The organism is Citrobacter sp. RHBSTW-00029 (assembly GCF_014104295.1).
GTDB lineage: Bacteria > Pseudomonadota > Gammaproteobacteria > Enterobacterales > Enterobacteriaceae > Citrobacter > Citrobacter youngae.
The window spans coordinates 2,037,084-2,062,600 of sequence record NZ_JABXRT010000001.1; the positions used below are offsets into that span (position 1 = coordinate 2,037,084).

Here is a 25,517-nt window from a genome sequence, read left to right on the forward strand (position 1 = left end):
TTCCTTACACCGGCAACAGATTGTGTGCGGCCAGGTCGGCTGCCACATCCTCAAGGCCGAGGCGGTGAAGGGTGTCGCGAGTTGGGCAACCCAACGCCGGGTCCCAGCCCATTTCCTGATAGAACATCGTAAGCGACTGACGCATATCTTCCCGGTCCATCTTGTCGGTCCCTTCGGTAAAGACTGGGATCTTCGGATCTTTATCAAACACCCAGGAGCAGATCAGGTCGTGCTCATTACGCATATCCATGGTTTGCATCAACTTGACTGTATAAGCACGGTGCAGGGTAAAAATGCGCTCCGCGGCCAAATCCAGACTCGCCTGAGTTGTTTCATCCCCCGTTACGGCCTGGAAGAATTTCGCTTCCAGATCGAGGTCTCCACGATAGTTTCGACTCTTCAATGGCGAAACCGTCATTGGCCAGACCCAGTTACACAGCGTAACCGCATTGTGCAGACAGACTTTCAGCAGCGTCCATTTGGCGTATTTGATTTTGGCGGCATTAATCGGGGTATAGTTTTTGGTTTCATCGTAGGCATCCTGTGAACCAAACAGTTCGCCCGCTACTTCACGCTGTAGCGCCAGCGGTAAACCGGAGCCGATAAAGTTGATATGGGTATGCGTCATACAGTCGCGGTTGAACATACAGTTGGTGATCGCCCCCACCTGCGCCGAGGCTTCGTTCGCATGGTGAACAGGGAAACCAAACGGCGACCATAGTTTGTTCTTCGCGTAACCCCAGTACTCTTCGCCCAGATTCCAACGTTCTGCAATTGCGTAGGAACCATCTGCCAGGTGGCTGAGTTCACCCACGCGATGCGCCAGTCGATAGTAGAAATCTTTGATAAAGTTCGGATCGCCTGCTTCCAGTTGATCCCAACGGATCTCTGCATACTCTGCCGCAGGTAACACTCGCTTAAAGACGCCTTTGGAGTAGCAGTAAGTAAAGTCACGGTGCAACTGCCCGTAGTTACACCAGATGCCATAATCGTCAAACAGGTTCAGGCCAACCAGGTTTCCTACGACGCGCCCATCGTCTTTATCGTCGAAATCTTTCGGCCCATTCGGGAAAATAGTGGTATGTACAAAATTCGCCACGCAGGTATTCCCGCCGGTACTCGGCACACCAAAATCTTTCACACGGGGAACATTGAGTTGCGACATACAGCGAATTGGACATGAATGGCAGCCACTCATTTTGACGGTATACTTCTCAGCGGCCGGGCCGAGATCAAACACGGATTTATGGGTACGAAAACCGACCGTATTCTGGTTTCCCGGTGGAATTTCCCCCGTTTCGATTGGCCCTCCTTCCGCAGCGCCCCAGAACAACCCTTTGCGAGCCGTCCAGCGCGAATTAGGTGAAGAGTATTCAGCCCAGGCCTGCGGCGTGCTCGGCACAACATGGTTGTTGTTGGCGCCGATTAGCTCGGTCATCATGTAGTCATTAAGCCGCTTCATCTCTTTGCGATCGGCAATATTGACCCCCTGGGTCCCTTCTACCGCAATGGCCTTCAGGTTTTTCGACCCCATGACTGCGCCAGTGCCGGCTCCGCCGCTGTGGTTACGGCTATTAATCATGCAGGAAAGCGGAACAAGGTTTTCACCCGCCTGACCAATAGCTGCAACGCACGTTTCCGGGCTGGTGATACGGCAAATTTCTTCAGTGGTTGCGCGCGTACCCTTACCCCATATGAAGTCCGCTTTTTCGATGCTGACCTTATCGTCTTTGATATTGATCCAGACCGGAGAAGGTGATTTCCCTTCGATAATAATGGCGTCGTAACCCGCGAATTTCATTTGTGCGGCAAAGAAACCGCCCATATGGGCATCGACCACTAAATTGCCTTTGGTAAATGTCGATAATGAGGTGATATTAACGCGAGAACTGCAGGGCGCGCCCGAACCGGTTAGCGGCCCGGTCGCGAAAACCAGCTTATTTCCTTCATCAAAAGGTTTGGTGCCTGGCTGGACTTCGTCGTACATAATTTTATAGCCAAAGCCCATCCCACCGACAAATTTCTTAAATTTACTGGAATCTTCAACGGTGATATTACCCGTGGTGAGATTGACCCGTAAAATATTACCTGTCCAACCATTAGCCATCATGTTTTCCTTTGCAAGAAGGTCCGATAGATATACTCGCCACCTTTCAGGCAGTTCTTTTATTCAAAAACTGCAATTTTCCGGCATTAAATGACGCGTATCAGGCAGCCCTGCTATCCATCAAACAGTAATATCTTTCCACTCAATAATTTTTAATGCCCCTGTCGGACAAGCATTAGCGCATTCCCCGCATAAAACACATTTTGAGGATTTCTTCGTTACGGTATTAACGGTCGCCATCATCCATGGGCAGGCCGTGGTACAGGCACTGCAGCCAATACAGCGTTTATGATCTACGGCAATGCAACCGTCTTCCTGTTTCCAGGTAATTGCGCCAATCGGGCAGACTTTCATGCACTGGGGATCTTTACACTGACGGCAGGTGTCTGCGGTGTAGTTTAAATCGCCGTACAACCCGCCACCGGACCCAACGCCATCATCGCCAAAGAAGTAGTTACGATGAATTTTGATGCGGGAAAAGAAGGTGCCAACAGCGCCATCGTTATAATTAGTACAGGAAATTTCACAGCGGTGGCAGCCAGTACAGCGGGCTCGTTGAGTCACCAGCACCCCTTTCGGCGTATTGATAAGTCCGACGGTGCCGCTATCGATATCTTCCTGCTTGCAACCAAAAAGGGATAGCAGAGCGGGGGCAATCGTTAATCCTGCCAGACCCTTCCCTGATATACGCAGAAACTCAAGCCGCGTTAAACCACAATCTAAAAATGGACGATCAACCTGGTTCATTTATTTCGCATCCTCTTCGCAAACGCTGTAGTAGCAACAGATCCAGGCTAATTTTAATGAATGCAGATCAGGTCAAATCGGCCATAAATGTTGCCAACAACACGTGAATTTTTGCCCTAACCTGATCGCACAGATGACGGTGGTTAAACTGAATCAATCCATACCCTAAACTCGGGTATAATCCTTTAGGGTTAGGCAGATAAATAATGTGGTTATTCCCCCCCTGTAACCTTGATCGTTATCAATTAAAAATCGGAAGGAAAATAATTAATGTGGAGTGATATTTATTATCATTAAGCGAGATTGAAATAACATTTCATATGCATGAAAATATTTGGGAGTGCAATCACAAATATTGTGTTATATACCACTCGATATATAATCAAATATATAGCGCAATGCGTAATTTTAGTGACCGAACTAAATTATATTTATTGGAAGATAACGAAGAATAAAATAAGAGGACGGCAGAATAATTCTACCGCCCTCTTTTATGGATTAACCGGCCAACGCTTTAATCACCGTCTCCATGGCCTGTTTTTCTAACTCACTGCGCTTCACACGCTGATTGGCGAGGGTTGTTCTCAGTACGCCAGCAATGACGATATGCTTAGGCTCTTGCCCCAGATCGCGCATTTCCAGCACTACTTTACCGACTACTCTGCACATCTCGCGGTACAGCTCGTCGTCTTTGGTTTGATTTCCCATATTCACCCGCTCGTCATTAACTCAAACCCACAGCATATATCACTCTGGCAAATTAGACAAAATCCAATGAAAATCAAATAAATGTCAAAATTTTACTGGATCCGCTGAAGTCGATTTACCAGCTCGGCGAGGCTTCCGGCCCGCATTTTTTCCATCACCCGCGCCCGATGCACTTCAACCGTGCGAACGGCAATATTCATGGCATCGGCGATTTCCCGATTTATCAACCCCTTTGCAACCAGATTCGCCAGTTCTCGCTCCTTCGGGGTAAGTTGCTGATAGCAAGCAACGATTTCCTGTCGCGAAAAAGCCGCTACCGAGGCCTGCACAGCATTTTCCAGCGCAGCCTGTAGCGGCGCGGCTGAAACCGGCTTCTGTAAGAAATCGACGGCTCCGCGCTTCATTTGTTCAACCGCCATGGGCACATCACCATGCCCGGTAAGAAATACCACCGCCAGGGTGCTCTCGCGCTGACGCATTGCTTCATGCACGGCATGTCCATCCAGTACCGGCATGCGCATATCCAGCAGTAATACGCCGACCTGATGCAGATCGGCCTGAGCCAAAAATGTTTCACCCTGCTCCCAGCAGCGTACCTCATACCCCATACTTTCCAGTAAAAATGCACAGGCCTGAGTAACCGCTACATCGTCATCCAACAGATGAATTATTGCCACGACGCCCTCCTTCCTGTGTTTGCTTAAAATGTAATGTCACCGCTACGCCCGCCAGACCGTCAGACGCTGGGTGATTTTTGATGCTAATGTCGCCATTTGCATAGCGAACCAGTCGCTGACAAATGGCCAGCCCGAGTCCCATCCCTTCCTTACGGGTGGTCATAAAGGGCTGGAATGCCTGATATAACTGCGCATCGTCGATCCCTCCGGCGTTATCCTGCACCAGGATACGCACACCATGCTCCTCACTGCACGCTGAGAACCACACCGTTTTTGCCCCCGCCTGGGCCGCGTTTAGTACCAGATTAGCCAGAACCTGCTCCAGCAAAACGGTCGGCAGTGTAACCGTGAGCGAATTATCGACCTGCGTTTGTAACGCTACCGTCGGGAATTGCTGTGCCATGCGTAATAACTGCCAGACATGATGGATCGCATCATGAATGTTAATGGGCTCCCAGTCGTCAGTCATCACCGGATTTCCCTGCGCCTGACTGACCCACTGACGTAAATTGCGTAGCGTATCGGCGCCCCGCTGCGCCTGCTCGTCAATCTGTTCAAGGGCGGGTAACAACGGATGCTGCTGATCCTGGCCGCGCAGACGAATCAGACAACCCTGTGCATAGTGGCGGATAGCCGAAAGCGGCTGGTTAAGTTCATGAGCGAATCCGGACGTCATCTCGCCCAGCACACTCATTTGACGCGCGGTTTCCAGCGCCTGTTCCTGTTTACGCAACAGCACATTATTACGCTCAAGCAGTCTTCCACGTCGGCGGACCAGCAGCATGACCCAGATGTAATTGAGCGTCAGCAACAACAGGACGATACCCGCCGCCCCCATGGCCAGACGATGTTGAATAAACCAGCTTTTAACATCCAGCCACAATTGGCGCTGCTGTGGGTGCTGGCGGACATCGCGCAGAAAAGCTTCTACTTCGCGGGTTGAGGCCGGCGCGCCCCAACGAAAGACAGCGTTTTGTGGCGCGTTAAACAGTACCCGCGTGACACGATCGGCCAGTTCATCACTGACCGCGGGCAAGGCAGCAAACGACCAGTCAGGATAGAGCGGCGTGCTGGTTACGCAAGGAATTGACGTTGGATAGCTAATCACGGCCCTAAAGTCCGCTTTGCGGATTAGCCCTTCTTCATCCATTTTTTCCAGCAGACACACGGGCACAATCACCGCCTGAACCGCTTTTTCACGTAATAAATACAGCAAGGCATCGGCAGGAAAGCCGGTAAACGTCAGATGTAAATCACGTTCAGGGCGCAATCCCGCATCGCTGAGCGCTTTGTATCCCAGCAAATAACCGCCAAATGCCTGAGCATCAATGGCACCTACCGTTTTACCAATCAGATCATGTGCATTCACAATCCCACTGTCGCGCCTGACGAGGACCGCACTGCCAATCACGTTGCTGGTTGCCTTTCCGCCACGAGTGGAGCGTAATGATGCCAGCCAGCGAAGCGCTGCATGGCTGTTTAACTGCACGAATTGCGCCGGATTGGTGACCACAAACTGGACGGTTCCACGGTTAACCGCCTCCTGCATCTGCTGCAGATCCAGCGGTTGAATATGAAACTGTTCACCCGGAATTTGCTGATTTAACAGGGTTTCCAGCGGTTGCCAGTGGGCACGTGTAGAGACCTCGCCACGCATCGCCAAAACACCCACATTCCACGAACCTGCCCACGCCACGCTGCCGAGCATCCACACGGAGGCCAATAGCGTCAGACATCGAACGACGTTACATCCCACTGAATTATCCCTGTCAATTATGTTGTTTTAGATCAACAACAAGCCGGGTATGTGGTTAACCACAATAGAGCTGCCCCCACCACGATTTTTACACTGTAAATCATTGAGATTCTTTATTCATCACACGCAAATCAACGGCGTGACCAATGTTTCGTTGTTGCATCGTAACGGGAGAAAATATGGACAGCAGTAAACGGCAGTTTCTCCAGCAACTGGGCGTCCTGACCGCTGGCGCATCACTGGTTCCCCTCGCACAGGCCCAGTTTCCCTTTTCGCCTGAACGGCATGAAGGATCGCCCCAGCATCGCTACGGCATGCTGGTCGATCTGCGTCGATGTATCGGCTGCCAGGCCTGCACCGTGAGTTGCGCGATTGAAAACCAGACGCCGCAAGGTGAGTTTCGTACCAACGTTAATCAGTATCAGGTGCAACTTGAAGGCCAGCAAAGCGTCACCAACGTCCTGCTGCCGCGCCTGTGCAACCATTGTGATAACCCCCCTTGCGTGCCGGTGTGTCCGGTGCAGGCCACCTTCCAGCGCGAAGATGGCATTGTGGTTGTCGACAACACACGCTGTGTTGGCTGCGCCTACTGTGTGCAGGCCTGCCCATACGATGCACGGTTTATCAACCATGAAACGCAAACCGCCGATAAATGCACTTTTTGCGTTCATCGACTGGAAGCAGGCCTGCTCCCGGCCTGCGTAGAGTCGTGTGTTGGCGGCGCGCGCATCATCGGTGATATCAAGGATCCACACAGCCGGATTTCTCAAATGCTGCAACAACATCATGACGCCATCAAGGTCCTGAAACCGGAAAGTGGCACCTCGCCGCACGTGTTCTATCTGGGCCTGGATGAGGCCTTTGTGACACCATTAATGGGGCGTGCCCAGCCCGCGCTCTGGCAGGAGGTTTAAATGAACCCTACCTTGATTATCGAAGAGGTTCTGACGCATCCACAGGACGTAAGCTGGTTACCCTGGGCTGTGCAATATTTCTTTTTTATCGGCATTGCCGCCTGCGCCGCACTGTTTGCCTGTGCGCTTCACTGGCGCAAACAAGAGACGCCGGAACTGGAAAACCTGACGCTGTTAATCGCCCTGACCTGCGCGATTACCGCGCCGCTGGCGCTGACCGCTGATTTACACCAGACCGCTCGTGTCTGGCATTTCTACGCCTTTCCTACGCCATGGTCGTGGATGCCGTGGGGCGCGCTGTTTTTACCGCTGTTCACCGGGTTTTTAGGGCTGTGGTTTATCGCACAACAGGTTAAGCGATTAACCGCAAAAAGTTACAGCGTCACTAAATGGTTGGCCGTGGGAAGTGCGCTATCGGCGATTGGACTGTTGGTCTATACAGGTCGCGAGGTCTCGATTGTCGAGGCGCGTCCGATCTGGTTCAGCTACGCCTTCCCGGTAGCGATGTTCCTCAGTGCCCTGCAAACGTTCCTTGCCCTGCTTATCGCCACGGTGAAAAACGCAGGGACAACATTACCGCGCAAACTGGCATGGGGACAGATAGCCACGCTGTGCGCGCTGGCTATCGTGGTGGTGATATGGGCTAGTGGCAACACGCTATCGGGGTCAGCAATTCGCCAGTGGCTGGATGTGGCGGCTTCCGCGCGACATTACGCCATCGGCTGGATTGCACTTTGGGTTACCTCACTGGGCGTTTGCGCCCTGGTGTTACGCCATCCGTTATCACTGCCATTACGTATTTCGCTGGCAATAAGTGCAATGGCATTGTGCTGGCTAATGCGCTGGACATTACTCATTCAGGTACAGACCGTACCGAAATTTAACGCCCAGTTTAATCCCTATATCCTGCCCGGTGGCACAGATGGCTGGCTGGCTATTCTTGGCACTTTTGGCCTGTGGGTCGCACTGATCATTATGGTTCGTGAAGCCCTGAACGCGATCGCAAGGAGAATGCAACATGGCTAATTTAACTCGTCGTCAGTGGCTTAAAGTTGGTCTAGCCGTCGGGGGCATGGTGACCTTCGGCCTGAGTTATCGGGACGTGGCAAAGCGTGCGATTGATGGTTTGCTTGACGGAACATCAGGAAAAATAACCCGTGACCGTATCTTTGGTAATGCACTCATCCCCGAAGCACATGCCCAAACGCGCTGGCAACAGAACCCGCAACAGGTGATCTCCATGACGCAGTGTTTCGGCTGCTGGACGCAATGTGGCGTGCGTGTCCGTGTTGATAACGAACAAGGCAAAGTGTTGCGTATTGCGGGCAACCCGTACCATCCGCTATCTCACGAACACCACATTGACTCCTCTGTTCCCTTTGCCGCCGCGATGGAACAACTGGCGGGCGAAACCGGCCTTGATGCCCGCTCCACCGCTTGCGCTCGCGGTGCAACGTTACTTGAAGGCCTGTACAGCCCACTGCGTATTCTGGAGCCAATGAAACGCGTGGGTAAACGTGGGGAAGGCAAATGGCAGCGCATCAGCTTTGAGCAACTGATCAAAGAAGTGGTAGAAGGCGGCGATCTGTTTGGCGAAGGCCACGTTGACGGTCTGCGGGCGATCCACGATCCTGATACGCCGATTGATGCCCGACACCCCGGTTTCGGCCCAAAATCCAATCAGCTACTGGTCACCAATACCAGTGATGAAGGACGTGATACATTTTTGCGTCGCTTTGCCCTGAACAGTTTCGGCAGCAAAAACTTCGGTGCCCATGGCGCATACTGTGGTCTGGCCTATCGTGCCGGATCTGGCGCGTTGATGGGCGATCTTGATAAAAATACCCACGTAAAACCCGACTGGGATAATGTCGAATTTGCGTTGTTTATGGGGACGTCTCCAGCACAATCCGGCAACCCGTTTAAACGCCAGGCACGGCAACTCGCCAGCGCCCGTTTACGTGATGACTTCCGCTATGTTGTGGTTGCACCAGCCCTACCGCTAACGACAGTGCTTGCCGACGATCGTGGGCACTGGCAGCCCGTACGCCCAGGGACGGACTCCGCTCTGGCGATGGGGATGATCCGCTGGATAATTGAAAAGCAGCGCTATAACGCTGATTACCTGGCTATTCCAGACGTACAGGCCATGAAGCAGGCCGGGGAAAAAAGCTGGACCAACGCCACCCATCTGGTCATTACCGATGAAATTCCAACGCTCGCCGGTCAGCATTTAACGCTGGCGCATTTACGCGCAGACGCCGCCAACGAACCAACAGTCATTAACGAAGCCGGAGAGATCGTCGCCGCCAGCAGTTGCCAACGTGCCCAACTGTTCATCTCCCGTGAAGTCACGCTGGCCGGGGGGCAAACGGTCACGGTAAAAAGCAGCTTCCAGTGTCTGAAAGAATCCGCTGAGAAACTGTCAATGGCGCAATACAGCCAGCAGTGTGGTGTTTCTGAGGCAGACATTGGCGCGCTGGCCGATGCTTTCACCCGTCACGGACGAAAAGCAGCAGTGATCACGCACGGTGGGATGATGGCGGGTAACGGTTTTTATAATGCCTGGTCGGTAATGATGCTCAATGCGTTGATCGGGAACCTGAGCCTCGAAGGCGGCGTGTTCGTCGGCGGCGGTAAGTTCAACGGCGCAACTGACGGCCCGCGCTACAATATGGACAGTTTTGCCGGGAAGGTGAAACCTAAAGGTCTGAGCATCGCCCGCAGCAAGACAGCCTATGAGTCTTCCGAAGAGTACCGCAACAAAGTCGCCGCCGGGCAATCGCCCTTCCCGGCCAAAGCGCCCTGGTATCCGTTTGTCGCAGGCCAGCTTACCGAATTGCTGGTTTCAGCACTGGAAGGTTATCCGTATCCGCTAAAGGCCTGGATCTCCAACATGACCAACCCGTTTTATGGGATTGCGGGCTTACGCGGTGTGGCAGAAGAAAAGCTAAAAGATCCTGCACGTTTGCCGCTGTTTATCGCGATTGATGCGTTCATGAACGAAACAACCGCGCTGGCGGATTACATCGTACCGGACACGCATAACTTTGAAAGCTGGGGATTCAGCGCCCCATGGGCCGGTGTCGCCAGTAAAGCCACCACCGCCCGCTGGCCCGTGGTCAGGCCCGCTACCCGCCAGACCGCTGACGGTCAACCAGTCTCAATGGAGGCTTTCTGCATCGCGGTGGCAAAACGCATTGGTCTCCCCGGCTTTGGTGACAATGCCATTGCCGACCCGCAGGGCAATCAGTATCCGCTCAACCGCGCCGAAGATTATTATCTGCGGCTGGCCGCCAACATTGCTTTTATGGGCAAAACGCCTGTGGCGGAGGCACAGGAAGAGGATATCGCGCTGACCGGGGTGCAACGAATCTTGCCGGTGATGACCCAAACGTTAAAAACCGATGAGGTGAGTCGCGTGGCGTTTATCTATTCGCGCGGTGGCCGTTTTGCGCCAGATAACAGTGGTCGGGTCGATAACCGCGTCGGCAATGCGTGGGAAAAACCGCTGCAAATATGGAATGCGGATGTCGCTGCACACCGTCATGCGATTACCGGCGAGCGCTACAGCGGCTGTCCGGCCTGGTATCCTTCGCGCCTCTCTGATGGACGTGCGGTTGAGGAGTTGTTCCCGGAACAAGAGTGGCCGTTGAAACTGATTTCCTTTAAATCCAATACCATGTCCAGCGCGTCGGCCGTGATCCCGCGCCTGCATCATCTGAAGCCGGTTAATCTGGTGGCGCTTAACCCGCAGGACGGCAAGCGCTATGGTTTATCTCACGGCGATACCGTTCGCATCACCACGCCGGGCGGGCAGGTTGAAGCGCAAATCAGCTTACTGCAGGGCGTGATGCCTGGGGTAATCGCAATTGAGCATGGCTATGGACATAAAGAGATGGGCGCTGCGCAGCATACGCTCGACGGTGAGCCGATGCCGTTTGATAAAAAGATAAAGTCGGGAATCAATATCAACGATCTGGGCTTTGCGGATCCGACACGAAAGGTTGCCAACACCTGGCTGGATTGGGTTTCAGGAGCCGCTGTGCGTCAGGGGTTGCCAGCGAGAATTGAACGAGTATAGCTCTGCGCGAACGCATTTTACCCGGCCTACAAGACGTCGTAGGCCGGATAAGGCACTGCCGCCACTCAGCAAAAAGCGGATCAGTTATTAACCGGGATCACCGCGCCTTTATATTTGGTACGGATCCAGTCCTGGATCTCTTTGGAGTGCAGCACATCAACCAGCGCCACGATATCCTTTTTCTTCTCGTCACCGCGATGCACGGTAATGATATTGGCATACGGGTTGTTTTCACCGCTTTCTACGGCAATCGGATCTTTCACTGGATCCAGTCCGGCGTCGATTGCGTAGTTGGCGTTAATCACCACCGCATCCCCTTCTTCATTGTTATACATCTGCGGTAACAGCGCCGCTTCCACGTTAGGTAAGAACTTCAACTTTTTCGGGTTCTCTACGATGTCGCTAATGCGCGCCGTCACTTTATCCACACCCGGCTTCAGCTTGATCACACCCTCTTTTTCAAAAATCGACAGAATACGACCTTCTTCAGATACCGCATCACGCATGATCACCTTGCCACCTTCCGGCAGATCCTTCAGTGACTTCACCTTTTTCGAATAGATACCAATCGGCTCAATATGAATCGCCCCTGCGCTGACGAAATCATAGGATTTGTCGCCAGCATGATCTTTAATCACGCTATTCAGGTACGGGATATGCTGGAAGTAGTTAGCGTCAATCTCACGACCCGCCAGCGCGGTGTTCGGCAGAATGTAGTCCTGGAATGGTTTAATCTCCAGGTCTATCCCTTGCTTCGCCAGTATAGGCTTAGCCTGCTCGAGGATCTCTGCATGCGGCACGTTGGACGCGCCAACGGTCAGCGTATCTGCCCACGAGGCAAAGCTCAGGGCGCTTAAGGTTGCAGCTGCGAGTAATGTCAGTGATTTTTTCATGATGATGGTTTCCGTATTTTATTAGCGTTTATCTAACAGAGAGGTGATCACATCGCCGCAAAGCTGAATGATGAAGACGATGAGCAGAATCGTTACCGTCGCCACCAGCGTGACGTCGCTGTGGTTGCGCTGGAATCCTTCCAGATAAGCCAGGTTCCCTAAACCACCGGCACCAATCACCCCCGCCATCGCGCTGTAGCTAACCAGTGCAATCATCGTCACGGTGATCCCGGACACCAGAGCGGGTGAGGATTCCGGCAGTAAAACCCGAAAAACAAGCGTCGTCAGACGTGCGCCCATCGAGCGCGTCGCTTCAATAACGCCTTTATCGACTTCACGCAGGGCGATTTCGACCAGGCGTGCGTAAAAAGGTGCAGCCCCCACAATCAACGCGGGCAACGCGGCATTGGCGCCGAGAATGGTGCCAACGATCGTTTTGGTAAACGGTATTAGCAATACGATCAGAATGATGAACGGGATCGAGCGGAAAATATTGACCACCAGCGAGATCGCGCTATACAAGGCGCGGTTCTGGAATAGTCCACCGCGAGCGGTCAGGAATAGCGCCAGCCCGAGTGCAATCCCAAGGACAAACGTTGCCGCGCCAGAAAGTGCCGTCATATAGAGCGTTTCCTGGGTCGCTGCCAGCAGTTGGTCCCACTTCAGATGGGGAAACAGATCTTCAGGCATGTTGAATCACCTCGCCTTCAATGTCGCTCTGGCGCAGGTCGGCCAAAATATTGTTCAATTGTTCCTCAGAGGCCACAACGTGCACCCAGAGCTGACCAAACACACCGTGCGCGGTTTGCGTCATCTTGCCGTGCAAAATGTTAAACGGCAGGCCATAGCGTAAGGTCAATTCGCCAACCACTGGCCGATGCGTACGTTGCCCGGTAAACGTAAGCTTGATCACCACGCCGCCAAGTTCGCTGGCCAGCTGCGGGTTGAATTCGTCTTCCTCGGCATATTGACTCACCTGACGAACGAACTGTCGGGTGATCGGTTGCTGTGGATGGGTAAAGACAGTAAGTACATCGCCCTCTTCAACCACCCTGCCGTTTTCCATTACCGCGACGCGATCGCAGATCTTGCGTACCACGTGCATTTCATGGGTGATCAGCACGATGGTTAATTTGAAGCGACGGTTAATATCGAGCAGTAACTCCAGAATCTGATCGGTAGTTTGCGGATCCAGGGCTGACGTAGCCTCGTCACAGAGCAGTACATCAGGATTATTCGCCAGCGCGCGGGCGATCCCTACGCGCTGCTTTTGGCCGCCACTGAGCTGCGATGGATACGCATTTTCGCGACCGCTCAGACCGACAAGGGTAATCAGCTCGGCCACTCGCGCCTTAATCATCGCTTTCGGCGCACCGGCAATTTGCATAGAGAAAGCGATATTTTCACTGACGGTGCGTGACCACAGTAAATTAAAGTGCTGAAACACCATGCTGATTTTCAACCGTGCCTGACGCAACGATTCCCCGCGGGCGGCGGAAATATCCTGGCCGTTAATCGTCACGCTACCGGAGGACGGTTTTTCCAGACCATTGAGCAAACGTATTAAGGTGCTTTTTCCCGCCCCGCTGTAACCAATGATCCCGTAAATCTGCCCCTGCTCAACCGTCAGGTTGACATCATCGACAGCGGTAATAGAAAGCCTGCCTGGCGTAAACACTTTCGAAATATTTTTCAGGACAATCATGTCGTTTGGGTATCCGCTGCTGCTTATTGTTATCCTGCTAGTGCTTTTGGCTGTTTAGCAGTATGGATGTCCAAATGAGTGTAATCAGCGAGATTGACTTTTAAAATGAATTAAAAAGAATTTGATATAACTTTTAGAAATATGAAGACATTCGAGCCGGGATGACAGGATAACCCTCATCTGAGAGGACAAATGCAGGTTGTTGCGCAACAAACCTTGGCGGTGGACAACCTCTTTATCCATACCTATGAACAAATTAATGAATATTTCTTGTGAAACTGCACAGAACTCTTTTGAAACGCTGTTTCCATTTTCCTTTTTGATAATTTTCAGCGTATAATGCGCGCCAATTGTCTCTTGAATGGTTTCAGCACATTGACCTGTAAAACTCAACGACTACAAAACTCACCATCCCGTTGGGCTGAAACGCAAGCACACATTCCTCTGCACGCTTTATCGATGTCACCTATTCTTAGAGCGAGGCATCACAACTTTCGTAACTCAGGTTTAGCTTTCCATCCGTGCGCGATGGAAGCCAGATTTCCATATCCTTCTCAACTTAAAGACTAAGACTGTCATGAAAAAGACGAAAATTGTTTGCACCATCGGTCCGAAAACCGAATCCGAAGAGATGTTAACCAAAATGCTGGACGCGGGCATGAACGTCATGCGTCTGAACTTCTCCCACGGTGATTACGCAGAACACGGTCAGCGCATCAAGAATTTGCGCAACGTCATGAGCAAAACCGGTAAAAAAGCCGCTATTCTGCTCGACACCAAAGGTCCGGAAATCCGTACCATTAAGCTGGAAGGCGGCAACGACGTTTCTCTGAAAGCTGGCCAGACCTTCACTTTCACTACCGACAAATCTGTTGTGGGCAACAATGAAATCGTTGCTGTTACCTATGAAGGCTTCACTAAAGACCTGTCCGTCGGTAACACCGTTCTGGTCGACGATGGTTTGATCGGCATGGAAGTTACCGCTATCGAAGGTAACAAAGTTATTTGTAAAGTGCTGAACAACGGCGACCTGGGCGAAAACAAAGGCGTTAACCTGCCGGGCGTTTCCATTGCCCTGCCAGCACTGGCTGAAAAAGACAAACAAGACCTGATCTTCGGTTGCGAACAAGGCGTTGACTTCGTTGCAGCCTCCTTTATCCGTAAACGTTCTGACGTCGTTGAAATCCGCGAGCACCTGAAAGCGCACGGCGGCGAAAACATCCAGATCATCTCCAAAATCGAAAACCAGGAAGGCCTGAACAACTTCGACGAAATCCTCGAAGCGTCTGACGGCATCATGGTTGCTCGTGGCGATATGGGCGTTGAGATCCCGGTTGAAGAAGTTATCTTCGCGCAGAAAATGATCATCGAAAAATGTATCCGCGCACGTAAAGTCGTTATCACTGCGACCCAGATGCTGGACTCCATGATCAAAAACCCGCGTCCGACCCGTGCAGAAGCCGGTGACGTAGCGAACGCCATCCTCGACGGTACCGACGCAGTCATGCTGTCTGGTGAGTCTGCAAAAGGTAAATACCCGCTGGAAGCCGTTACCATCATGGCGACCCTCTGTGAGCGTACTGACCGCGTGATGACCAGCCGTCTGGACTTCAACAACGACAGCCGCAAACTGCGCATCACCGAAGCCGTTTGCCGTGGCGCGGTTGAAACTGCAGAAAAACTGGATGCTCCGCTGATCGTCGTCGCAACCCAGGGCGGTAAATCTGCTCGCGCAGTACGTAAATACTTCCCGGATGCCACCATCCTGGCGCTGACCACCAACGAAACTACCGCGCGTCAGCTGGTGCTGAGCAAAGGCGTTGTTGCACAGGTGGTTAAAGAAATCAGCTCTACCGATGATTTCTATCGCCTGGGTAAAGAAGTTGCTCTGGAAAGCGGTCTGGCACAGAAAGGTGACGTTGTGGTGATGGTTTCCGGTGCGCTGGTTCCGAGCGGCACCACCAATACGGCATCTGTTCACGTGCTGTAATAATTCCATCGCGAATTAATTTGCTTAAAAAGCGCCCTTGCGGCGCTTTTTAATTTTCTTGATAGCCACGATTAATAAAAAATCAAATCGGATTTCACTATCCAATCCGAGATTATCTAAGATGAATCCGATGGAAGCTTTCTGTTTTCTCACGAGTTTTTAGCTGTTTTTGCACAATTCGATGCTTCTTTGAGCGAACGATCAAAAATAAGTGCATTCCCATCAAAAAAATATTCTCAACATAAAAAACTTTGTGTAATACTTGTAACGCTACATGGAGATTAACTCAATCTAGAGGGTATTAATAATGAATCGTACTAAACTGGTACTGGGCGCGGTAATCCTGGGTTCTACTCTGCTGGCAGGTTGCTCCAGCAACGCTAAAATCGATCAGCTGTCTTCTGACGTTCAGACTCTGAACGCTAAAGTTGACCAGCTGAGCAACGACGTGAACGCAATGCGTTCCGACGTTCAGGCTGCTAAAGATGACGCAGCTCGCGCTAACCAGCGTCTGGACAACGCAGCTACTAAATACCGCAAGTAATAGTATCTGTGTAATAAAAATGGCGCACATTGTGCGCCATTTTTTTTGCTCTGAATTCCCCTTCCCTGTTATTGCGTAGCGCGCACCTCAGCATCTTCTCCCGGCACACCATTTTGCGCAGACTTCACATCCGCACCATTGCTCACGACCGAGGCTTGCCCGGCTGTCACGGTGACAGGATAGCCCGCACGGCGATACAACGCTCGTTCCACCAGGCTATTATCCACGGCTTTGTCGTCTTTAAACGAGGTAAAACCGGCTGGTAGTACATATGGCATAGTCTGGACGTTTTGTTCCTCTTCCGGTGACAATGGCCTGTGCACCTCAACATAGCGCATACCATTTGGCTCGACGGCGTACTTTATCGGCTCGTTGATCACTCTGACAGGCGTACCTGGTCGCACCTGCTCGAACAACGCTTTGATGTCCGGTGCATTCATGCGAATACAGCCGGAACTCACACGCAGGCCCACGCTGTCCGGCGCGCTGGTGCCATGGATCAGGTATTCACCGTTTCCATGCGCCAGACGCAGTGCAAAGCGCCCTAACGGATTATTTGGCCCAGCAGGCACTACTGGCGGTAATGTTATGCCGCGCTCCAGAGAGCGTTTACGGATGCCCGGTGTAGGGGTCCAGGTTGGATTGGGGATTTTCTGACCAACCCGCGTTTCCATTACCGGCGTTTCCAGCCCCTGCAAACCGATACCAATCGGGAATACCTGAACACTATTCTCTCCCGGCGGGAAGTAATACAGACGCAGTTCCGCCAGATTCACAATAATGCCTTCGCGTGGCGCATCTGGTAGCAATAATTGCGAGGGAATAGTGATCAGCGTTCCGGGTTTAGGGACGGGGGCAATAGTATTATTGGCTTCAAGGATCAGCATTGCGGCGGTATCAAACTTACGGGCAATCGCCTGTAGGTTTTTATCGCCTTCCTGCACGGTGTAGGTTTGATTTTGCCCGACAAGACGGCTGTTAGCCTGTGGCAAAGGGTAATCGACCGCCCAGGCGGCCTGTATAGCGCTGTAAGCGCCGATCAGCATTAACGTAATAACAGACGCGCGTTTCATACTCACTCACCCCCCTGGCGTTGTTGCCGGATGACGGCAAACGTCCGATCCGGCCTACGAGTCATTGCGATGCCTTGCACGGAATCATTCCAGTCAGCCTGAAAGATGACGTGTTTTATCAGTTTAGCTAAGAGTTGCGGCTTTGGTGCGGATCGCCCGAATCATCGCTTCCAGTCCCTGTGAACGTGAAGGTGTGAGATGCTGTGCGAGCGCCATTTTTTCGAACCACGGACGCACATCAAAATTCACAATATCCTGAGCCGTCATCCGGTCATACAAAATGAAGACGACGGCGATAAGTCCTTTCACAATTGCCGCATCACTGTCGCCCTGTAATTCAATAATACCTTCAGCATTCTGCCGCATAACAATCCATACCTGACTTTGACATCCCTGAATGCTATTTTCCGGGCAGCGATCGTCGGCAGTTAATTCCGGCAGGCGCTGACCCAGTTCAATGATGTACAGGTATTTCTCTTCCCAATTAGCGCAACGCAGAAAATTACGCAACAGTTTTTCTTTATCCGGTAGCGCAGCCATAATGCCTCCCTGTTATCCCAGCAAGTGATGAATACGCTTGAGTCCCGTCACCAGGCGATCCACTTCTTCATGGGTGTTATACATGGCAATGGAAGCCCGGCACATCGCGGGAACGTGATAATAAGCCATCAATGGCATAGCGCAGTGATGCCCAGTCCGCACTGCAATTCCATAGTTATCAAGAAAGCTACCGACGTCATACGCGTGATGTTTGCCGAGGTTAAACGCAATCACGCCCAGACGGTTTTCCGGGCCGTAGAGCGTCAGATCAGGTACCTCCGCCAGTTGCTCCAGCGCATAGCGCATCATGAACTGTTCATATTCGCTGATTTCACTAAGCCCCAGCGCGCTAACATATTCAATGGCCGCTCCCAGACCGATAATCCCTCCGGTGTTCGGCGTTCCGGCTTCAAAACGCCAGGGGGCTTTAGCCCACTTCGTTCCCTGGCTCAGACTGACGGTTGCTATCATCGAGCCACCGCCTTCCCACGGTGGCATTTCTTGCAGCAGCGACTCTCTGGCATACAACACGCCAATGCCGGTGGGTCCATACAGCTTATGTCCGGAGAAGACATAAAAGTCGCAATCCAGCGCCTGCACGTCCACCGGGTGGTGCATGACCGCCTGCGCGCCGTCTACCAGCACTTTTGCGCCGTACTGATGCGCCAGCGCGATCATCTCCGGCAGCGGATTTTCAGTGCCCAGCACATTAGATACGTGGGTAATGGCCAACAGTTGCGTACGGTCATCAAACAGCGTCGATAGCGTTTCCAGTTGCAACGTCCCGTCGGCATTCAGTGGGATAACACGCAGTTCCGCACCTACACGGGCGCACAGCATCTGCCAGGGGACAATATTGGCGTGGTGTTCCATTTCACTGATGATGATGTTATCACCCGCCCGAACATTGCTATTGCCCCAGCTGTTCGCCACCAGGTTGATGCCCTCCGTCGTACCGCGAACAAACACCAGCTCTTCGGCTGAACGCGCGTTAATAAACAATGACGCCAGCTTACGGACATTCTCCATTTTTTCCGTCGCCTGAGCGCTGAGCGTATGAATCCCCCGATGGACAGCCGCATAGCCATGCCGATAAAACTCTGCCTCGGCATCAATCACCTGGTTGGGCTTTTGCGCACTGGCAGCACTGTCGAGGTAAGCCAGCGGTAAGCCGTTGACCTCACGCGTCAGGACCGGAAAGTCCGCCCGTACTTTTTCAATGGGAAATGTCATGCTACGCCTCCCGGCAGACGTTGGGCTATCCGCGCCAGTACCTGTTGTTTCAGCGTTTCATCGCTCAGAGCTTCCGTCAGTTCAGCGGCAAACGCGTAGAGAATCATCTGTTGGGCATCCTGCTGGCCAATCCCACGCGAACGCAGATAGAACATCTGTTCATCGTCGATCCGCCCTACCGTCGCCCCGTGGCTGCATTTCACGTCATCAGCGTAGATTTCAAGCTGCGGCCTGGTATCCACTTCTGCCAGTTTACCGAGCAGCAAATTATTGTTGGTCATCTGACCATCGGTTTTAATGGCATGCTGCGCCACGTTAATCAGGCCATTAAACACCGCCCGGCCTTTATCGCTGACAATCGTTTTATGTAACTGGCGGCTGTTGCAATACCCCTTATTGTGTTCAAGCCAGGTTCGGGTATCGCAGACTTCATTTTTCACCGGCATCGCCAGGCTGTTAAGGCGCAGTGTGCTGTTCTCCCCATTAAGCTGGGTACTGGTGTTATGGCGTAATACCGCACAACCGAGTAAGAAGCTGTAGCTCACCGCCGTCGCATCTGCCCCTAACTGGATATCGTTATGCGCGAAATGGTGGCTAACCGGATTCTCAAACGCCAGTTTGATATGGTGAAAATGGGCATTTGCCGCCACGTTCATCGTTAAGCGCGCACCGGTAAAATGTCGATGCGCATTCAGGCTAACATAGTGCTCAATGACGCTAGCCTCTGCACCTTCGGCCAGTTCAAGATGGTGACGATAGTGCGCGGTATTCACCTCATCACCTGCCAGCCCCTGGGTGATGTGCATCAACAGCAGCGGTTTCGCTGGACGTTGATATCGTTTGACCTGAATGTGCGTGACGCTGCGTGAGAGGCTTTCGGTCAGATGCAGGAACACTTCTGGCTGGATAGCCGCAGGGAGCGCCTGACGCGCATCATCAACGGTAATGTCAAAACCGCTACCTTCTGTGCTGTCGCTCAGCGTTGGAGAGAATTGCCCGTCGACAAATACCAGTCGTATGGCATCAATAGCCGGTGCCAATGCTTCACACTGGGCTGACGTTATCTCAGCAACATCACTGACAAACTGGCTGTTGGTTAACCCTTCCAGCGGCGTGTATTTCCAGTCCTCATGTTTACGCGTCGGCAACCCCAGCCGCAACATCTGTTGCAGGTGTTGTTGCGCATGCTGTGAGCGACGCTCACCCTGCGCTTCAAACAGATGATGCCACTGCTGGAGCACGTTACTGCTGTTCACTAAGCCAGCCATACCCTTGCTCCTCCAGCTGTTTAACCAACGTAAAATCACCGGACTTCACAATGCGCCCCTGGTAGAGAACGTGGACGTAATCGGGTTTGATATAGTCGAGGATTCGCTGGTAGTGGGTGACGATAATAAATGAGCGTTGCCCGTCGCGTAGCGAGTTCACGCCGTCTGCGACGATTTTCAGCGCATCGATATCCAGCCCGGAGTCCGACTCATCCAGAATGCACAACTGAGGCTCCAGTACCGCCATTTGCAAAATGTCATTACGCTTTTTCTCTCCGCCGGAGAAGCCCACGTTGACCGAACGGGTGAGCAAATCTTCCGGCATCTTCAGCAACGCAATTTTTTCTTCCATCAGATCCTGGAAGTCAAACCTGTCCAGCGACTCTTCGCCACGGTAGCTGCGCACAGCATTCAGTGCCGTTTGCAGGAAAAACTGATTACTGACGCCGGGGATTTCTACCGGATACTGAAATGCCATAAAGATGCCTTCACCGGCACGGTCTTCCGGTGACAGTTCCAGTAAATCCTTACCGTTGAATTCTACCGTCCCGCCGGTGACTTCATAGTCTTCTCGTCCGGCGAGTGTCGCAGACAACGTGCTTTTCCCGGAACCGTTCGGCCCCATAATGGCGTGGACTTCTCCGGGGCGAATCTCAAGACTCAGCCCACGCAGTATCGCCTTATCTTCCACACTGACCTGTAAATCTTTAATGCTTAACATGTGCTTTCCTTAAATTTTAGCCGACGCTGTGTTCAAGACTTATGGCGAGAAGTTTTTGCGCTTCCACAGCAAATTCCAGCGGCAGCTCAGAGAACACGTCTTTACAGAAACCATTGACGATCATCGAGATAGCATCTTCTTCGCTGATGCCACGTTGCAGGCAGTAAAACAACTGATCTTCGCCAATGCGCGAGGTCGTCGCTTCATGTTCAAGCTGAGCGCTGTTGTTACGGCACTCCACATACGGGAAAGTATGCGCCCCACAGTCCGCCCCGATCAGCATCGAATCACATTGGGTATAGTTGCGGGCGTTAGTGGCGGTAGGCATAATTTTCACTAAGCCGCGGTAGCTGTTCTGGCTATGTCCGGCAGAAATCCCTTTCGAGATAATGGTCGATTTCGTGTTCTTGCCAATGTGGATCATTTTGGTGCCGGTATCGGCCTGCTGATGACCGCTGGTCAGCGCAACGGAGTAGAATTCGCCGATCGAATTATCACCGCGCAAAATGCAGCTCGGGTACTTCCAGGTAATGGCTGAACCGGTCTCTGACTGCGTCCATGACATTTTGCTGTTTTCGCCTTCACACAGCGCACGTTTGGTCACGAAATTCAGGATGCCGCCAGTATTGCCATCGCCGGGGAACCAGTTTTGTACCGTTGAATACTTCACCTCAGCATCTTTATGGATGATCACCTCAACCACCGCCGCATGCAGTTGGTAACTGTCACGCACTGGTGCCGAACAACCTTCGATATAGCTGACGTAACTCCCCTCATCCGCCACCAGAATCGTGCGTTCAAACTGTCCGGTTTTTTCTGCATTGATACGGAAATAGGTCGACAGTTCCATTGGGCAACGCACGCCTTTCGGCACATAAATAAACGTGCCGTCTGATGCTACCGCCGCATTCAGCGCGGCAAAGAAATTGTCATTCCCCGGGACGACGGTACCGAGGTATTTTTTTACCAGTTCAGGATGATCGTGGATGGCTTCGCCGAACGAGCAGAAAATAATACCCTGTTCCGCCAGCTTATCGCGGTAGGTCGTTGCGACTGACACCGAATCGAAAATGGCATCCACCGCCACCTCTTTGCCTTCACGGACCGGCACGCCAAGCTGCTCGAACGCGTCTTCAACCTCTTTGCTTAAAAATGCATTCGCGCCCGTTTGTTGCACCGCGCCCGGCTCAGAGGCGCAGGTTTCATCACAATTACCGCAAGAAGGTGCAGAGTAATAGCTGTAATCCTGGTAGTTCAGTTTGTCATAGTGCGCTTTTAGCCAGTGTGGTTCTTCCATGGTCAGCCACGCGTTAAACGCATTCAGACGGAATTCCAGCATCCAGTCGGGTTCATTTCGTTTTGCCGAAATCGCGCGCACGACCTCTTCGTTGATCCCTTTGGCCAGCTCATCGGTTTTGAGTTGGGTAAAGAACCCCTCTTTGTAATTGAGGTGCCCGCCAGCCCAGGTGTTGACATCGTCAGTTGCTTCAGTATTACGAGACATAGTACCGCCTATACCCCAAAGCTTTCGCCACAGCCACATTCGTTCTGGGCTTTCGGGTTATGAAATTTAAATAACTGATTTAATCCTTCACGCACGAAATCGACTTCAGTTCCATCGATAAACGGCATCGCCTGTAACGGGACATAAAGTCTGGCGCCCTCTGTTTCAAAGAGCAGATCGTCTTTCTCAGGTTGCTTGACGGTGTCCAGCACATAGCCGAATCCCGCGCACCCGGTTTGTTTCACGCCTAACCGCACGCCCAACATATCGGGTTGCCTTGCCACCAGTTCACGGATATGCGCCGCTGCCGCTGGCGTTAACGTCAGCCCGCGCCACGCAAAATCGTTGGGATTAAATGTTCCTGAATGCAATTCCATAGGGTTACCTCGAGTCACTAGCTTTTAAGCTATAACACCATGTTAGTGATAATGATTATCACTTCAACCCCTCAACAGCAGGGGCATTCGGGTTAACCGCCCTTTTTGACGACTTTTATTAAGCATAGACCCTGCGGCGAGGGTTAACAGGGATGGATTTTTTTATTCAATACATTGATTAATAATAGATTATGAATGTGTAATCGTTCCGGCAGGTCAAATGCTAAAAGATGTATAGATAATGTCTATTTAAGGGATAGGTGGGGATGACTACGGGGGAGCAATACGGCCCAAAGCGCATGTGGGCCATAAAAAACCCTTAAGTCTGCTTGCTGGCAGGCTTAAGGGTTCCGGCCCCATCCGGCGCTTATCTCCGGCACTCACAATGGCTTAGCTCTTGAAGGGGCGATCAGAAGAATCTCATACACTGATAAATTTTTTTTAACACAAATTGCGCTTTGACTATTTTATAAACACACTCAATCACATAGTTAGCACTGTGTCTCATTCAGTGCGTCCAGCAACAGTCGCAACCCCGCAGGCTGGTGATCGCGGGAAAGATATAAACCATAAATCGGCAGGCGTTTAGGCTGTAGTTGGGGTAGAAGTCGTATTAATCCCCCCTGCGCCAGCCCTTCTCTCGCCTCCTGCTCAGGTACCAACGCAATCCCCATCCCCGCCAGGGCGGATTCACATAGCAGTGACGAGATACCGGCGCTTAAATTACCTTTAATGGCCACAGTGACAGCTTGCCCTTGCGCATCCAGAAAATGCCATGATTTTCCGGCGAATCCGCTGTAATAAAGGCAATTATGCTGCGCAAGATCGTCGACGTTTTTTGGGATGCCATGCTGGTTAAGATAATCCACGGAGGCACATAACACCGATTCACAATCCCCTAAGCGCCGGGCAATCGTTCCGGGTTCGGGGTTTTCCGTGATGCGGATCGCCACATCGATACGCTCTCCAACCAGGCTTACCGGTTGATTGTTGATCTCAACTTCAATGCGGAGGTCAGGATAGCGAGCAAGAAACGCGGGCAGCACCGGCGCCAGAATATGTATGGCGGTAAAATGTGCACACGCCACACGTAGCGTGCCCGATGGAGTTTGCGCGAGCCCGGCGGCACCGATATCTCGCGAAAGCTGTGCCAGGGTGCGGGTTTTCACCAATGCCTCTTCACCGGCAGGCGTGATTGTCAAGCGCCGTGACGAACGATGGATAAGCCGCGCCCCGGTCCACTTTTCCATCTCATCCAGATAGCGACTGACCATCGGCCGGGAAAGCCCCAGCGCGCGCGCGGCGGCACTCAAACTGCCTAAATCACAGATATGGTTAAAAACTGTTGCCGCCATGACTCTGTCCATTGCATCCCATCCGATCGTTTTATGAAACTCAGCATGTCCTGATATGGGAATTCTAACAGATCCGAATTTCCTTAAAATACGGGAACGATCAAAAGACAATGTCCTGCACAAGGTTCCCCGTTATGAAAATCAATACACTGGCTATGCTGTTACCCCTGTTTGCCTCTTCGGCATTTGCCGCTCCACTACAGCTGGATGTCTACAATCCGCAGGAAAAGGCTATTTTCCCGGTCTCTTCTACGCTGGTGTCCGGCCCGAAAGAAGCGATTTTGTTTGATGCCCAATTCAGCACCAAAGACAGTGAAAAACTGGTGCAACTGATTCGCACCAGCGGTAAGACGCTGAAAGCCATTGTGATCACGTCTGGCGATCCGGATTTCTACTTTGGCCTTGAGCCACTTGTCAAAGCCTTCCCCGGTGTCAAGGTGTTGGCTACGCCGCACGTGGTGGATCATATTCGTGCCACCAAAGAAGCCAAATTACAGTTCTGGGGCCCACAGATGAAAGATGGCGCGCCAACATCGCTCACTGTACCGCAGGCCACCACGCAAACACGCTTTACGGTTGATGGCGAAACGCTGGAATTACGCCATCCTAATGACTATGCGGCGTATGTCTGGATCCCGGCGAACCGCGCCATCATTGGCGGAACCGGTATCGCTTCAGGTATTCACGTCTGGACAGCGGACACGCAGTCATCGGCAGAGCGCACGGCATGGCGAAACGTGCTGAGTGAAATGCAGCAATTACATCCCACTCAGGTGATTCCCGGTCATTATATTGGTGAACGCCCGACGGGTGATAAAGCGATTCGCTTCACCCAGGATTATTTGCAGTCGTTTGAGCAGGCGCTGGGCGCGAAAAAAGGTTCAGCCTACGTGATAAAAACAATGACCGCAGCATGGCCGGGCCTTGCAGACGAAAGCTCTCTGGAGCTGAGTGCGAAAGTGAATACCGGTGAGATGAAGTGGTAAACAAGGTTTAAGGCAAAAAATAACCCCGAACACATGTGTCGGGGTTTTTATTACGACAGGCATACCGGAATCAATGAACGCCCAGGCGCCAGGCAAAATAGATCTCTTCTTTCAGTTCAGTCGAAGAGAGCGTTAATAAATCGGCAAACTCCAGCTCTAATTGTTTCAATCTTTTCAGGTACTGAGCTGGTGAAAGATCGGTTTTATCACGACGTAAAAATTCTATTGCCAGTTGGGCCGGGTCTAATTGGGTAGACATATCATCCTCGCTTGTGTTCAGAACCTGCACAGTATAACACCATTACCTGCGCAGATAATGACCAAACTCAACATGC

Annotated in this window: 24 protein-coding genes; 7 read left to right on the forward strand and 17 right to left on the reverse strand. The window is 52.1% G+C overall.

Annotation, left to right across the window (positions count from 1 at the left end; genetic code table 11):
* Positions 1-4: 4 nt before the first annotated feature.
* From HV041_RS10135 to ttrS, 5 genes are all read right to left on the reverse strand, one after another.
* Positions 5-2,107: an aldehyde ferredoxin oxidoreductase gene (locus HV041_RS10135; RefSeq protein WP_115643467.1), complete on the reverse strand. Its 2,103-nt coding sequence runs from the start codon at positions 2,105-2,107 to the stop codon at positions 5-7.
* A 120-nt stretch (positions 2,108-2,227) separates the two neighbouring features.
* Complete coding sequence (locus tag HV041_RS10140; protein WP_048211828.1) at positions 2,228-2,854, reverse strand: ferredoxin-like protein; 627 nt, start codon at positions 2,852-2,854, stop codon at positions 2,228-2,230.
* A gap of 498 nt (positions 2,855-3,352) precedes the next feature.
* Positions 3,353-3,562, reverse strand: coding sequence for a fumarate hydratase FumD (fumD, locus tag HV041_RS10145; RefSeq protein ID WP_040233753.1), 210 nt, complete (start codon positions 3,560-3,562; stop codon positions 3,353-3,355).
* A 92-nt stretch (positions 3,563-3,654) separates the two neighbouring features.
* Positions 3,655-4,239 (reverse strand): tetrathionate respiration response regulator TtrR, encoded by a 585-nt coding sequence (ttrR, locus tag HV041_RS10150; RefSeq protein WP_061067811.1) that lies wholly within the window; start codon positions 4,237-4,239, stop codon positions 3,655-3,657.
* A complete protein-coding gene (gene ttrS / locus HV041_RS10155) occupies positions 4,214-5,947 on the reverse strand; it encodes a tetrathionate respiration histidine kinase TtrS (protein ID WP_182294284.1) in 1,734 nt (577 codons plus the stop codon). The genes ttrR and ttrS overlap by 26 nt, the downstream gene beginning before the upstream one ends.
* 227 nt (positions 5,948-6,174) lie before the next feature.
* Here ttrS and ttrB point away from each other — a divergent pair, with 227 nt between their 5' ends.
* The 3 genes from ttrB to ttrA are packed head-to-tail and all read left to right on the forward strand — an operon-like array spanning position 6,175 to position 10,993.
* Entirely contained in the window at positions 6,175-6,909 is a 735-nt protein-coding gene (gene ttrB, locus HV041_RS10160) for a tetrathionate reductase subunit TtrB (protein WP_005122827.1), read from the forward strand.
* Positions 6,910-7,935, forward strand: coding sequence for a tetrathionate reductase subunit TtrC (gene ttrC, locus HV041_RS10165; RefSeq protein ID WP_048211831.1), 1,026 nt, complete (start codon positions 6,910-6,912; stop codon positions 7,933-7,935).
* Positions 7,928-10,993, forward strand: a complete 3,066-nt coding sequence (ttrA, locus tag HV041_RS10170) for a tetrathionate reductase subunit TtrA (protein ID WP_121584565.1) — start codon at positions 7,928-7,930, stop codon at positions 10,991-10,993. Before ttrC ends, ttrA begins: the two co-directional genes overlap by 8 nt.
* Positions 10,994-11,073: 80 nt before the next feature.
* Here the strand turns inward: ttrA and HV041_RS10175 are convergent, their stop codons facing one another.
* Genes HV041_RS10175 through HV041_RS10185 form a run of 3 tightly spaced genes read right to left on the reverse strand, consistent with a single transcriptional unit; the run spans position 11,074 to position 13,591 of the window.
* Positions 11,074-11,886: a MetQ/NlpA family ABC transporter substrate-binding protein gene (locus HV041_RS10175; protein ID WP_048211834.1), complete on the reverse strand. Its 813-nt coding sequence runs from the start codon at positions 11,884-11,886 to the stop codon at positions 11,074-11,076.
* Between the two features lie 21 nt (positions 11,887-11,907).
* Entirely contained in the window at positions 11,908-12,576 is a 669-nt protein-coding gene (locus HV041_RS10180) for a methionine ABC transporter permease (protein ID WP_121584564.1), read from the reverse strand.
* Complete coding sequence (locus HV041_RS10185) at positions 12,569-13,591, reverse strand: ATP-binding cassette domain-containing protein (RefSeq protein ID WP_121584563.1); 1,023 nt, start codon at positions 13,589-13,591, stop codon at positions 12,569-12,571. The genes HV041_RS10180 and HV041_RS10185 overlap by 8 nt, the downstream gene beginning before the upstream one ends.
* A gap of 375 nt (positions 13,592-13,966) precedes the next feature.
* On the opposite strand from HV041_RS10185, the gene HV041_RS25075 reads away from it, so the two are divergent.
* The 3 genes from HV041_RS25075 (at position 13,967) to lpp (ending at position 16,125) form a co-directional block, all read left to right on the forward strand.
* Positions 13,967-14,161 carry a hypothetical protein gene (locus HV041_RS25075; protein ID WP_245163452.1) on the forward strand — a complete coding sequence of 65 codons (195 nt, stop codon included), beginning with the start codon at positions 13,967-13,969 and terminating at the stop codon, positions 14,159-14,161.
* Between the two features lie 7 nt (positions 14,162-14,168).
* Entirely contained in the window at positions 14,169-15,581 is a 1,413-nt protein-coding gene (gene pykF / locus HV041_RS10190) for a pyruvate kinase PykF (RefSeq protein ID WP_182294211.1), read from the forward strand.
* A 307-nt stretch (positions 15,582-15,888) separates the two neighbouring features.
* Positions 15,889-16,125 (forward strand): murein lipoprotein Lpp, encoded by a 237-nt coding sequence (lpp, locus tag HV041_RS10195; RefSeq protein ID WP_003029373.1) that lies wholly within the window; start codon positions 15,889-15,891, stop codon positions 16,123-16,125.
* A 68-nt stretch (positions 16,126-16,193) separates the two neighbouring features.
* Here the strand turns inward: lpp and HV041_RS10200 are convergent, their stop codons facing one another.
* The 8 genes from HV041_RS10200 to HV041_RS10235 form a co-directional block, all read right to left on the reverse strand.
* Positions 16,194-17,198, reverse strand: coding sequence for a L,D-transpeptidase family protein (locus HV041_RS10200; RefSeq protein WP_101741691.1), 1,005 nt, complete (start codon positions 17,196-17,198; stop codon positions 16,194-16,196).
* Between the two features lie 123 nt (positions 17,199-17,321).
* Positions 17,322-17,738 carry a cysteine desulfuration protein SufE gene (gene sufE / locus HV041_RS10205; protein WP_048211838.1) on the reverse strand — a complete coding sequence of 139 codons (417 nt, stop codon included), beginning with the start codon at positions 17,736-17,738 and terminating at the stop codon, positions 17,322-17,324.
* A gap of 12 nt (positions 17,739-17,750) precedes the next feature.
* Complete coding sequence (sufS, locus tag HV041_RS10210) at positions 17,751-18,971, reverse strand: cysteine desulfurase SufS (protein ID WP_182294212.1); 1,221 nt, start codon at positions 18,969-18,971, stop codon at positions 17,751-17,753.
* The gene (gene sufD, locus HV041_RS10215; protein WP_121584561.1) at positions 18,968-20,239 is read right to left on the reverse strand and encodes a Fe-S cluster assembly protein SufD; all 1,272 of its coding nucleotides are present in this window, start codon (positions 20,237-20,239) and stop codon (positions 18,968-18,970) included. Before sufD ends, sufS begins: the two co-directional genes overlap by 4 nt.
* The gene (gene sufC / locus HV041_RS10220) at positions 20,214-20,960 is read right to left on the reverse strand and encodes a Fe-S cluster assembly ATPase SufC (protein ID WP_115643472.1); all 747 of its coding nucleotides are present in this window, start codon (positions 20,958-20,960) and stop codon (positions 20,214-20,216) included. Before sufC ends, sufD begins: the two co-directional genes overlap by 26 nt.
* A 16-nt stretch (positions 20,961-20,976) precedes the next feature.
* Positions 20,977-22,464, reverse strand: coding sequence for a Fe-S cluster assembly protein SufB (gene sufB, locus HV041_RS10225; protein ID WP_061067803.1), 1,488 nt, complete (start codon positions 22,462-22,464; stop codon positions 20,977-20,979).
* Positions 22,465-22,472: 8 nt separating this feature from the next.
* Positions 22,473-22,841, reverse strand: a complete 369-nt coding sequence (gene sufA, locus HV041_RS10230; RefSeq protein ID WP_005120243.1) for a Fe-S cluster assembly scaffold SufA — start codon at positions 22,839-22,841, stop codon at positions 22,473-22,475.
* Positions 22,842-23,332: 491 nt separating this feature from the next.
* Positions 23,333-24,208, reverse strand: coding sequence for a LysR family transcriptional regulator (locus tag HV041_RS10235; RefSeq protein ID WP_121584560.1), 876 nt, complete (start codon positions 24,206-24,208; stop codon positions 23,333-23,335).
* Between the two features lie 122 nt (positions 24,209-24,330).
* On the opposite strand from HV041_RS10235, the gene HV041_RS10240 reads away from it, so the two are divergent.
* Positions 24,331-25,182, forward strand: a complete 852-nt coding sequence (locus HV041_RS10240) for a Vmh family MBL fold metallo-hydrolase (protein ID WP_115643474.1) — start codon at positions 24,331-24,333, stop codon at positions 25,180-25,182.
* 70 nt (positions 25,183-25,252) lie between these two features.
* Here the strand turns inward: HV041_RS10240 and HV041_RS10245 are convergent, their stop codons facing one another.
* Complete coding sequence (locus HV041_RS10245) at positions 25,253-25,441, reverse strand: YdiH family protein (protein ID WP_005120249.1); 189 nt, start codon at positions 25,439-25,441, stop codon at positions 25,253-25,255.
* Between the last annotated feature and the right edge of the window lie 76 nt (positions 25,442-25,517).

Coding starts and splice junctions, on each gene's coding strand:
- HV041_RS10135 (WP_115643467.1), bottom strand. CDS start 2,107: ATGGCTAATGGTTGGACAGGTAATATTTTACGGGTCAATCTCACCACG.
- HV041_RS10140 (WP_048211828.1), bottom strand. CDS start 2,854: ATGAACCAGGTTGATCGTCCATTTTTAGATTGTGGTTTAACGCGGCTT.
- fumD (WP_040233753.1), bottom strand. CDS start 3,562: ATGGGAAATCAAACCAAAGACGACGAGCTGTACCGCGAGATGTGCAGA.
- ttrS (WP_182294284.1), bottom strand. CDS start 5,947: ATGCTCGGCAGCGTGGCGTGGGCAGGTTCGTGGAATGTGGGTGTTTTG.
- ttrB (WP_005122827.1), top strand. CDS start 6,175: ATGGACAGCAGTAAACGGCAGTTTCTCCAGCAACTGGGCGTCCTGACC.
- ttrC (WP_048211831.1), top strand. CDS start 6,910: ATGAACCCTACCTTGATTATCGAAGAGGTTCTGACGCATCCACAGGAC.
- ttrA (WP_121584565.1), top strand. CDS start 7,928: ATGGCTAATTTAACTCGTCGTCAGTGGCTTAAAGTTGGTCTAGCCGTC.
- HV041_RS10175 (WP_048211834.1), bottom strand. CDS start 11,886: ATGAAAAAATCACTGACATTACTCGCAGCTGCAACCTTAAGCGCCCTG.
- HV041_RS10180 (WP_121584564.1), bottom strand. CDS start 12,576: ATGCCTGAAGATCTGTTTCCCCATCTGAAGTGGGACCAACTGCTGGCA.
- HV041_RS10185 (WP_121584563.1), bottom strand. CDS start 13,591: ATGATTGTCCTGAAAAATATTTCGAAAGTGTTTACGCCAGGCAGGCTT.
- pykF (WP_182294211.1), top strand. CDS start 14,169: ATGAAAAAGACGAAAATTGTTTGCACCATCGGTCCGAAAACCGAATCC.
- lpp (WP_003029373.1), top strand. CDS start 15,889: ATGAATCGTACTAAACTGGTACTGGGCGCGGTAATCCTGGGTTCTACT.
- HV041_RS10200 (WP_101741691.1), bottom strand. CDS start 17,198: ATGAAACGCGCGTCTGTTATTACGTTAATGCTGATCGGCGCTTACAGC.
- sufE (WP_048211838.1), bottom strand. CDS start 17,738: ATGGCTGCGCTACCGGATAAAGAAAAACTGTTGCGTAATTTTCTGCGT.
- sufS (WP_182294212.1), bottom strand. CDS start 18,971: ATGACATTTCCCATTGAAAAAGTACGGGCGGACTTTCCGGTCCTGACG.
- sufD (WP_121584561.1), bottom strand. CDS start 20,239: ATGGCTGGCTTAGTGAACAGCAGTAACGTGCTCCAGCAGTGGCATCAT.
- sufC (WP_115643472.1), bottom strand. CDS start 20,960: ATGTTAAGCATTAAAGATTTACAGGTCAGTGTGGAAGATAAGGCGATA.
- sufB (WP_061067803.1), bottom strand. CDS start 22,464: ATGTCTCGTAATACTGAAGCAACTGACGATGTCAACACCTGGGCTGGC.
- sufA (WP_005120243.1), bottom strand. CDS start 22,841: ATGGAATTGCATTCAGGAACATTTAATCCCAACGATTTTGCGTGGCGC.
- HV041_RS10235 (WP_121584560.1), bottom strand. CDS start 24,208: ATGGACAGAGTCATGGCGGCAACAGTTTTTAACCATATCTGTGATTTA.
- HV041_RS10240 (WP_115643474.1), top strand. CDS start 24,331: ATGAAAATCAATACACTGGCTATGCTGTTACCCCTGTTTGCCTCTTCG.
- HV041_RS10245 (WP_005120249.1), bottom strand. CDS start 25,441: ATGTCTACCCAATTAGACCCGGCCCAACTGGCAATAGAATTTTTACGT.